This window comes from Kineococcus auxinigenes (assembly GCF_050871525.1).
In the GTDB taxonomy this organism is placed as follows: Bacteria; Actinomycetota; Actinomycetes; order Actinomycetales; family Kineococcaceae; genus Kineococcus.
Genome location: NZ_JBKBCT010000110.1, coordinates 1 through 8,935, shown reverse-complemented (window position 1 = coordinate 8,935; position 8,935 = coordinate 1). Strand labels below are relative to the sequence as shown.

Here is an 8,935-nt window from a genome sequence, read left to right as displayed (position 1 = left end):
CCCCCGCCCGGCCCCCCCCCCCCCGGCGCGCCCCCCCCCCCCCCCCCCCCCCCCCCCCCCCCGCCCCGCCCGCCCCCCCCCCCCCCCCCCCCCCCCCCCCCGGGACCCCGGCCGTGCCCGCGCAGGAGCGCGCCACGCTGGTGGCGGCGGCGTGGCTGCACGACACCGGCTACGCCGCGCCGCTGCGGCGCTGCGGTTTCCACCCCGTCGACGGGGGTGACCACCTGCGCCGTCAGGGCTGGCCACCGCTGGTCGCCGCGCTCGTCGCGCACCACTCCGGCGCGCGCTTCGTGGCCGAGGTCCGCGGCCTCGGCCACCTGCTCGCCCCCCACGACGACCCGCGCGCCGTCGAGGGCCCGCTCGCGGACGCCCTGACCTGGGCCGACCAGACCGTCTCGGCGACCGGTGAGGTCGTCGACGTGGAGGAGCGGCTGGCGGACGTGCTGCGCCGGCACGGGCCGGACAGCCCCAACGCCCGCGCGCACCACCGGCGCGGCCCCTACGTGCGCGGGGCCGTGCGCCGCACCGAGGAACGGCTGCACCGGGCACGTGCCGGGTGCGTGCCCGGCCCGCGCGACTGACGGGCCGCGGGACCGGGGGCGACGGGCCGTGCCGGCGCGGAGCCCTCGCACATCCCCGCTGTCAGCGCAGGTGCGCGCGCAGCCAGTCCGCGGCCACGGCGTCGACCCTCGCGGCGTGCGGGGTCTGCGGGGCGGCCGCCACCCCGGGCTCGTCGGCGAGGGCGTGCCCCATGCCCGGCACGACCTCCAGCCGCACCCGCGCGGGGTCGCCGTACTCCGCGCCCAGCGCCTCGTGCAGCGCCGCCGCCGGCCGGCGGAAGGCCTCCTCGTCGTCGTCCGCGCCGACGACGAGGAGGACCGGCGGGCGCCCGGCGACGGTGAACCCCGCCACCCGGGCCACGGCGTCCAGCCGGGCGGCGACCGCGTCGGCTGCGGGCGACCAGGCGTACTCGACGCCGTAGCGCCGGGCGAACGACTCCACGAGCGGCCGCAGCTGCAGCAGCGGGCTGACGAGCACGGCCGCCGCGGCGCCGAGCCCGGCCTCCAGCAGCACCAGGAACGCCACCGCCGCCCCCATGGACCCGCCCACCAGGGCCAGCGGCCCGTCGGGGCACCCCAGGTCGGCGCGCACCTGCTCCAGCACGGCCGGGGCCTCGGCCACCGCCTGCTGCGCGATCGGCCCGTACAGCTCGAGCACCGCGTCGGACTGCGCGCGCGCCACCAGCTCCTCCGGCCCCCCGGCCGGCTCGCGCGAGCCCGTCATCGGCAGCTCCAGGTGCACCCGCCAGGCGTCCACGCCCGCCAGCGGCAGTGCCGCCGCGAACGCCTCGGGCGTGCGGGGCGCGTCCATGAGGTGCCACGCCAGCACCACGGGCGTGCTCGCGGTCGGTCCCCCGGCGGGCGGCAGCGCAAGGTAGGGGACCCCTGCGGCGACCCCGCGGCGGGGTCCGGCAGCGGCGGGCCGGGCTGCGGTGGGCTCGGTCGCGGTGGGCGTGGGCTCGTTCACGGTGCCTCCGGGGTGTCGCGGTCGGTGGCACCCACCCTGCCCGGTGCCACGGACACGGCGGGCCGTGCGCGCCGCGGGCGGGAGGGGGCCACGTGCACGCGGGCCCGCACCGCCGCGGCCGCGCACACCAGGACCACCGCGGCCGCCACGAGCACGGGCACCCCGACCCGCTCGCCGAGGAACAGCGCCGACCAGGCGATCGTCAGCACCGACTGCACCAGCTGCACCTGGCTGACGCTGGTCATCGGCCCGATCGCCAGCCCCCGGTACCAGGCGAAGAAGCCCAGGAACATGCTGAACACCGCCAGGTAGCCGAACGCCAGCCACCCGCCCGCGCCGGCGCTCGTGCGCCCACCGGCGGCCCCCACGGCCGTGAGCACCGCCATCAGGGGCAGCGCCAGGACGAGCGCCCAGCAGATCGTCTGCCACGCACCGAGTTCCCGCGCCAGCAGACCGCCCTCGGCGTACCCGAGCGCCGCCAGCGCGACCGCCGCCAGCAGCAGGAGGTCCCCCGCGCCGGCGCCGCCCAGCCCACCGCCGCTGAGCGCCACGAAGACGACGACCGCGACCAGGCCCGCGGCGCTCGCCGCCCAGAAACCCCGCCCCGGGCGCTCGCGCGTGCGCAGCACGGCCGCGACGGCGGTGGCCGCCGGCAGGACGCCGACGACGACGGCCCCGTGGGCGGCGGGCACGTCGCGCATCGCCGCGCTCGTGAGCAGCGGGAACCCCGCGACCACGCCGGCGACCACGAGCAGCAGGCGCGGCACCAGGCGCAGCGGTGGCCTGCGGGTCCGGGTGGCGGCCAGGACCGCCGCCGCCAGGACGCCTGCCACGACGGCGCGGCCGGCGCCGACGAACAGCGGGTCGAGGGTGCGCACGGCCACGCGGGTGAACGGCAGGGTGAAGGAGAACACCACGACGCCCAGCAGCCCGAGGAGCGGCCCGGTCAGCGGGTTCGGAGCGCGCGGTAGCGACAGCGGCGGTGCAACGGTAGCGCTATCAACATCGTTCATGCGTCAGCGTAGCGGACAGCGGAGACCCCGGTGCGGCACCCGACACGGGTGCCCCACCGGGGCCGGCCGGGTCAGCGGATCCGCATCGCGGCCAGCATCGCGTCGTGCACGTAGGTGTTCTCGTAGACGCCGGTCAGCAGCTCGGAACCGGGCCCGTAGGCGGTCAGCGGCACGTCGACGCCGGTGTGCCCGCTGGTGGTCCAGTCCACGACGAACTCCCGGTCGCCGCGGGCGATCGGGAAGGGGCCGTCCTCGGCGGAGATCCCCTCGGCCTCGCCCGCACCGGACTCGTCGCCCTCGTCGACGGACTCGACGCTCATGCCGCCGGTCTCGTGGTCGGCGGTGGTGATCACCAGGGTCTCGCCGTCGCGCTCGGCGAAGGTCTTGGCCGCCAGCACGGCCTTGTCCAGCTCGTCGACGGCCTGGACGGTCCTGGCGGCGTTGTTGGAGTGGGCGAACTCGTCGACACCCTCCTCCTCCACCACGAGGAAGAAGCCCTCCTCGTCGTCGGCCAGGGTCTGGATCGCCTTGGCGGTCATCTGCTCCAGGGAGACGACCGGGTCGTAGACGTCGCCCTCGCCCTCGGGGTTCTGCTGGAACATCTCCTGGTTGGCGAACAGCCCCAGGAGCTTGCCGCCCTCGGCCTGCGCCAGCGACTCAGCGGAGTTCACGTAGGTGTAGCCCTCGTCCTGCGCGCGGTCGAGCAGGTCACCGCGGTCGGAGCGGCTGCCCTCCTCGGGGTCCTCGGCCGGGGCGTCGGGGAAGGCACCCTCCTCACCCTCCGGCAGCCACCAGTCCTCACCGCCGCCGAGCAGGACGTCGGGCCGGCTGGAGGTCAGGTACTGCTCGGCGATGACGGACTGCTCGCCGCGGTCGGCCACGTGCGCGGCGAACGCGGCCGGGGTCGCGTCGGTGATCTGGCCGGTGGTGACCAGGCCGGTGGCCTTGCCCGCGTCGCTCGCGCGCTCCAGGACGGTGGGGATCGCGTTGCCGCGCGGGTCCACGCCCACGGCGCCGTTGAAGGTCTTCACGCCCGTGGCGTACGCGGTCGCGCCGGCGGCCGAGTCGGTGATGACCGCCTCGGGGTCGTCCGGGGAGGTGTGCACCAGCCCGGACACCGGCAGGGAGTCCATGTAGAGCTCGCGGTCCAGCCCGGCCAGGGCCAGGCGGCCGGCGGCACGGTGGGCGGCGCCCATGCCGTCGCCGACGAACAGGATCACGTTCTTGGCCGTCGGCGCACTGGTGGCGGGCGCGGACTTCGCCTGGACGTCCGCACCGGCCGGTGCGAGCGAGGAACGGCTCTCCGGCCGCTGCGCCACCTCGGCGGCGACGCCCGCGCCGGCGGTGACGGTGGTGATCACGCCGGCGGCGGCGAGACCCGCCGCGATGCGGCGGGAGCGGGTCTGCGGGATGGCACGCACAGGTCCTCCAGGGGTCGTGCACAACAGGTGCCCCCATCGAACCGAGCGGTTCCCCACGGGCGGGCGTCCGCTGCGAGAACATCGTGTGGCGGGGAACCGGCAGGAGGGTTTCACCCCGGCTGCAGCAGGTTCCGCTCCTCGACGAGCTCCAGCGCCAGCGTTCGGTACCCGACCCCCTCGAACAGCACCGTGACCCGGTCCTCCTCGTAGTGCATGACCTGCCCACCGCCCCACTCCGGGTGCTGCACGGTGGAACCGACGGGGAACGGCTCGCCCGCGCCGGTACCGCTGTGCTCGGCGGCGGTGCCGGCCCGGCAGGTGTCGCAGTTCCCGCAGGGGCCGTCCAGCTCCTCGCCGAAGTACCCCAGCAGGAACCGCCGGCGGCACGCCGTGGTCTCGGCGTACGAACGCATCATCTCCAGCCGGGAGCGCTCCACCGATCGCTGCTGCTCGGACAGCTCCACCGCGGCGTCGGCCGCCTCGGCGGGCTTCGGCCCGCCGGGATCGGCGATCAACCGGCCCCGCTCGTCCTCGTGGACGGCGCCGGCCTCCTCCAGGAGGTTCACCACACCCGCCAGACGGGTCGCGGTGGTCCCCAGTTCCCGGCGCAGCTCGACCGGCTCGACCGGCTCGTCGTGGGCGCGCACCGCGGCGGCGACCTCCCGCAGAGGCTCGGGCTTCGCGACGGACGAGGTGAAGAACGTCCGCAGCCCCAGGTCCTCGGGGCGGTAGTGCAGGACGGCACGGGCGGGCTGCCCGTCGCGCCCGGCACGGCCGATCTCCTGGTAGTAGCTGTCCAGGGAGTCGGGGACGTGGGCGTGCACGACGGCGCGCACGTCGGGTTTGTCGATGCCCATGCCGAACGCGTTCGTGGCGACCACCACGTCCAGGGTGCCGTCGACGAACTCGCGCAGCACCCGGTCGCGGTCGTCGCGCCTGCGGCCGGCGTGGTAGAACTCCGCCGCCCTGCCCGCCTCGCGCAGCTCCCCGGCGATCTCCTCGGCGTCGCGCCGGCGGGCCACGTACACGACGACCGCGCCGTCGGTGGCGGTGACCGACTCCAGGACCCCGTCGTGCTGGCGGTCCGCCCGGGAGTACCGGCGCACCTGCAGGTCGATCTCCGGGCGGTCGAAACCCTCCACGAACACCAGGGGGTCGCGCATCCTCAGGTGGTCCAGCACCTCGGAACGGACCTGCGGGCTGGCCGTCGCCGTGAGCGCCACGACCTGCGGCCGGCCCAGGCGCTCGGCCGCCGCCCCCAGCCGCAGGTACTGCGGGCGGAAGTCGTGCCCCCAGGAGGAGACGCAGTGGGCCTCGTCCACCACGAGCAGGCGCGGGTGCAGCCGCGCCAGCTCGTCCAGCACCTCATCGCGGGCCAGCTGCTCGGGGGCGAGGAACACGAACCTCACCTCGCCGCTGCGCAGGGCCTCCTGCGCCTCGTTCCACTCGGACGCCGGCAACTGGGAGTTCAACATCACCGCCCCGCCACGGCGCACGTCCTCGCGCAGGCCGTCCACCTGGTCGCGCTGCAGGGCGATCAGGGGGGACACCACCACCACGGGACCGTCGAGCAGCAGCGCCGGCACCTGGTAGATCGCCGACTTGCCGGAACCCGTCGGCATCACGGCCAGGACGTCGCGGCCGGCCAGGACGGCCTCCATCGCCTCGGCCTGCCCGGGGCGCAGCTCGTCGAACCCGAAGGCCTCCCGCGCCGTGCGCACCAGGTCGGCGCGGGAGGTGGTGCGTGAGGTCGTGCGCGGTGGGCTCACGGGGTGGGCATGCCGCCGTTGACGTTGAGGACCTCGCCCAGGACGTAGCTGGACTCCGGCGAGGCGAGGAACACGTACGCGGGCGCCAGCTCGGCCGGCTGCGCGGCGCGGCCCAGCGGCGTCGACTGCCCGAACTCCGGCATCGCCTCGTCCGGCTGGCCACCGGCGACCTGCAGCGGCGTCCACACCGGCCCGGGCGCGACCACGTTGACGCGGATGCCCTTCGGCGCGAGCTGCTGCGCCAGCGCCTTGGACATGGCGATGATCCCGGACTTGGTGGTCGCGTAGTCCACCAGGTTCGGGGAGGGCTGGTAGCCCTGCACGGAGGAGGTGTTGACGATCGTCGAGCCCGGCGGAAGGTGCGGCACGGCCTCCTGCACGATCCAGAACAGCGCGTGCAGGTTCGTGCGCATCGTCTCGTCGAACTGCGCGGTGGTGATGTCGGCGACGTCCTCCGCGTGCTGCTGCTTGCCGGCGACGTTGGCGATGAGGTCGATGCCGCCGAGCTCGTCGAGCGCGGTGCGCACCAGGCTGCGGGCGAACGCCTCGTCGGTCAGGTCACCGGGGGCCAGCACCGCCTTGCGCCCGGCGTCGCGCACGAGCTGGGCGACCTCCTCGGCGTCCTGCTGCTCCTCGGGCAGGTAGTTGAGGACGACGTCCGCGCCTTCGCGCGCGAAGGCGATGGTCGCGGCCCGACCGATGCCGGAGTCGGCGCCGGTGACCAGCGCCTTGCGGCCGCTGAGCCGGCCGGTGCCGCGGTAGGTGGACTCGCCGTGGTCGGGAGCGGGACCCAGCTCACGGGCGAGGCCGGGACCGTCCTGCGGCTGGGGCTCGAACCCCTCGGTGCGGTACTGCTCGACGGGGTTCTGGAACGTGTACTGGTCGCTCACGCGATCCACGGTAGGCAGCGCCTCCACGATGCGCGCGGCGAGCGGGGCGGGCCCCGCCGGGGCGCGGCGTGTCGGTGGCGACCGACACACTGGACCCGTGCGGGAGCAGCGGCTGGTGGACGTGACGCGGATCTACGTGGAGCCCGCCGCCGCGGAACTGCCCCGCGGCCGGCAGGTCCTGGAGCGCTGGCCGGACGCCACCCGCGTGGAGGTGGACAGCCACTGGAACATCCCGGAGCTGCACGGCGACGAGACGAACGTGGCGCGCTGGGTGCGGATCAAGCGCGAGGCCCTCGTGCTGGGGGTCAAGAAGTCGCTGGCCGCCCGGCCCAACGGCCGCTCGGCGGACTTCATCGCGCCCTCCACCGCGAACGGCTGCGCGATGGCCTGCGCCTACTGCTACGTGCCGCGCCGCAAGGGGTACAGCAACCCGATCACGGTGTTCGCGAACATCGAGCAGATCACCGGCTACCTGAGCCGGCACGTGGCGCGCCAGGGGGTGAAGGCCGAGCCGAACCAGTGCGACCCGCACGCCTGGGTGTACGACATCGGGGAGAACAGCGACTGCTCGGTGGACGCGGAGATCTCCGACAACGTCGACGACCTCATCGCCCTGTTCCGCGCGCTGCCCACGGCCAAGGCGTCCTTCGCCACCAAGAACGTCAACCGGCGCCTGCTGGAGCTGGACCCGGCAGGCCGCACCCGGGTGCGGTTCTCCCTGATGCCCGAGGAGGTCGCCAAGGTGCTGGACGTGCGCACCAGCCCGGTCGCCGAGCGGCTCGCGGCGCTGGACGACTTCGTCGCCGCCGGGTACGAGGTGCACGTCAACCTCTCCCCCGTGGTCGTCACCGACGGCTGGCTGCCGCAGTGGGCACGGTTGCTGGACTCACTCGGCGAGGCCACGAACGAGGCCACCAAGCGGCAGCTCGCCGCGGAGGTCATCTTCCTGACCCACAACGGACGGTTGCACGAGGTCAACCTGGGCTGGCACCCGAAGGCCGAGGAACTGCTGTGGCAGCCCGCGTTGCAGGAACGCAAACGTTCCGAGGGCGGCGCCGTCAACGTGCGCTACCGCAGCGGCGAGAAGGGCCGCTACGTCCGTCAGCTGCTCGACCTCATCGCCGAGCGAGCCCCCTACCTCGACGTGCGCTACGCCTTCTGACCGGCCACGCTGGCGCCATGGCGAAGCAGGAGCTGAGCGACGACGAGCGCCGTCAGGTCCGTCAAGACTTCGGCGAGGCGGTCAACATGACGCCGAAGGAGCTGGAGGACTGGTTGGACACCGAGGAGTCGCGGTCGGTGGGCCAGAGCGACGGCGGGGACGAGTCCGTGGGGCACGCCTCCGGCCGGCGCATCGTCGAGATCCTGCGCGCGAAGCAGGCCGACCTGGACGACGACGACCACGCGCACATGAAGAAGGTCGTCGGTTACGTGCACCGGCACTCCGCGCAGCGCCCGCAGGGGGACGTCACCGGCACCAAGTGGCGGTACTCCCTGATGAACTGGGGGAACGACCCCCTCAAGGACTGACCCGCCGGACCCCGGGGGGCCGGTCGCATCTCGAGGTGCAAGCCGGTGCCCCCGCGGGCACAGTGGGATCAGCACGCCGTCAGGACGACGAGCGGCTCCCGGACCACGAGCCGCAGGAGGAGTTCCAGAATGAGCAGCGTCACCGAGAGCATCGACGTCGACGTCCCCGTCCACACCGCGTACAACCAGTGGACGCAGTTCGAGTCCTTCCCGCACTTCATGAGCGGTGTCGAGTCGATCACGCAGATCACCGAGACCCGCAACCACTGGAAGACGAAGATCGCCGGGGTCGAGCGCGAGTTCGACACCGAGATCACCGAGCAGCACCCCGACGAGCGCGTCGCGTGGAAGAGCGTGGACGGCAAGGACCACGCCGGTGTCGTGACCTTCCACCGCATCGCCGACGACAAGACCAAGGTCACCGTCCAGATGGACTGGGAGACCGAGGGCCTCGTCGAGAAGGTCGGCGCCGCGGTCGGCGCCGACGACCGCCAGATCAAGGCGGACCTCAAGCGCTTCAAGGAGTTCATCGAGTCGCGCGGCGCCGAGACCGGTGCCTGGCGCGGGGACGTCACCCCGCCCAAGTGACGAGCTGACGCAGTCCCGGGACGCCCGGGACCCCGCGAGGGGTCCCGGGCGTCCTCGCGTCCGCCGCCACCTCCCCCACCCCCTCCTGGGGGGGGGGGGGGGGGGGGGGGGGGGGGGGGCGGGGGGGGGGGGCGGGGGGGGGGGGGGGGGGGGGGGGGGGGGGGGGGGGGGGGGGGGGGGGGGGGGGGGGGGGGGGG

Annotated in this window: 9 protein-coding genes; 4 read left to right on the top strand and 5 right to left on the bottom strand. The window is 74.8% G+C overall.

The genetic code is table 11. The features are described from left to right. The first annotated feature begins 113 nt into the window (after window positions 1-113). Window positions 114-581, top strand: coding sequence for an HD domain-containing protein (locus tag ACRYR9_RS18950; RefSeq protein ID WP_432498860.1), 468 nt, complete (start codon window positions 114-116; stop codon window positions 579-581). Between the two features lie 61 nt (window positions 582-642). Here ACRYR9_RS18950 and ACRYR9_RS18945 read toward each other — a convergent pair whose 3' ends face one another. The 5 genes from ACRYR9_RS18945 to ACRYR9_RS18925 form a co-directional block, all read right to left on the bottom strand. Beyond that, a complete protein-coding gene (locus tag ACRYR9_RS18945) occupies window positions 643-1,389 on the bottom strand; it encodes an alpha/beta hydrolase fold domain-containing protein (protein ID WP_432498858.1) in 747 nt (248 codons plus the stop codon). 134 nt (window positions 1,390-1,523) lie between these two features. Beyond that, entirely contained in the window at window positions 1,524-2,540 is a 1,017-nt protein-coding gene (locus tag ACRYR9_RS18940; protein ID WP_432498856.1) for a DMT family transporter, read from the bottom strand. A 71-nt stretch (window positions 2,541-2,611) separates the two neighbouring features. Further along, on the bottom strand, window positions 2,612-3,961 hold the full coding sequence (locus tag ACRYR9_RS18935) for an alkaline phosphatase (RefSeq protein WP_432498854.1): 1,350 nt from the start codon (window positions 3,959-3,961) through the stop codon (window positions 2,612-2,614). A gap of 110 nt (window positions 3,962-4,071) precedes the next feature. Then, window positions 4,072-5,730, bottom strand: a complete 1,659-nt coding sequence (locus ACRYR9_RS18930; protein ID WP_432498851.1) for a RecQ family ATP-dependent DNA helicase — start codon at window positions 5,728-5,730, stop codon at window positions 4,072-4,074. Next, window positions 5,727-6,620, bottom strand: a complete 894-nt coding sequence (locus tag ACRYR9_RS18925; RefSeq protein ID WP_432498848.1) for an SDR family oxidoreductase — start codon at window positions 6,618-6,620, stop codon at window positions 5,727-5,729. Before ACRYR9_RS18925 ends, ACRYR9_RS18930 begins: the two co-directional genes overlap by 4 nt. 28 nt (window positions 6,621-6,648) lie before the next feature. On the opposite strand from ACRYR9_RS18925, the gene ACRYR9_RS18920 reads away from it, so the two are divergent. The 3 genes from ACRYR9_RS18920 to ACRYR9_RS18910 all read left to right on the top strand — a co-directional run bounded on the left by ACRYR9_RS18920 (window position 6,649) and on the right by ACRYR9_RS18910 (window position 8,738). After that, window positions 6,649-7,782 carry a spore photoproduct lyase family protein gene (locus tag ACRYR9_RS18920; protein ID WP_432498846.1) on the top strand — a complete coding sequence of 378 codons (1,134 nt, stop codon included), beginning with the start codon at window positions 6,649-6,651 and terminating at the stop codon, window positions 7,780-7,782. Between the two features lie 17 nt (window positions 7,783-7,799). Further along, entirely contained in the window at window positions 7,800-8,150 is a 351-nt protein-coding gene (locus tag ACRYR9_RS18915; protein ID WP_432498844.1) for a DUF3140 domain-containing protein, read from the top strand. Between the two features lie 129 nt (window positions 8,151-8,279). Beyond that, a complete protein-coding gene (locus ACRYR9_RS18910) occupies window positions 8,280-8,738 on the top strand; it encodes an SRPBCC family protein (protein WP_432498842.1) in 459 nt (152 codons plus the stop codon). Window positions 8,739-8,935: the final 197 nt, after the last annotated feature.

Excerpts from the sequence above, each read along its gene's own strand:
- ACRYR9_RS18920 (WP_432498846.1), top strand. The coding sequence starts at position 6,649 with ATGCGCGCGGCGAGCGGGGCGGGCCCCGCCGGGGCGCGGCGTGTCGGT.
- ACRYR9_RS18940 (WP_432498856.1), bottom strand. The coding sequence starts at position 2,540 with ATGAACGATGTTGATAGCGCTACCGTTGCACCGCCGCTGTCGCTACCG.
- ACRYR9_RS18915 (WP_432498844.1), top strand. The coding sequence starts at position 7,800 with ATGGCGAAGCAGGAGCTGAGCGACGACGAGCGCCGTCAGGTCCGTCAA.
- ACRYR9_RS18910 (WP_432498842.1), top strand. The coding sequence starts at position 8,280 with ATGAGCAGCGTCACCGAGAGCATCGACGTCGACGTCCCCGTCCACACC.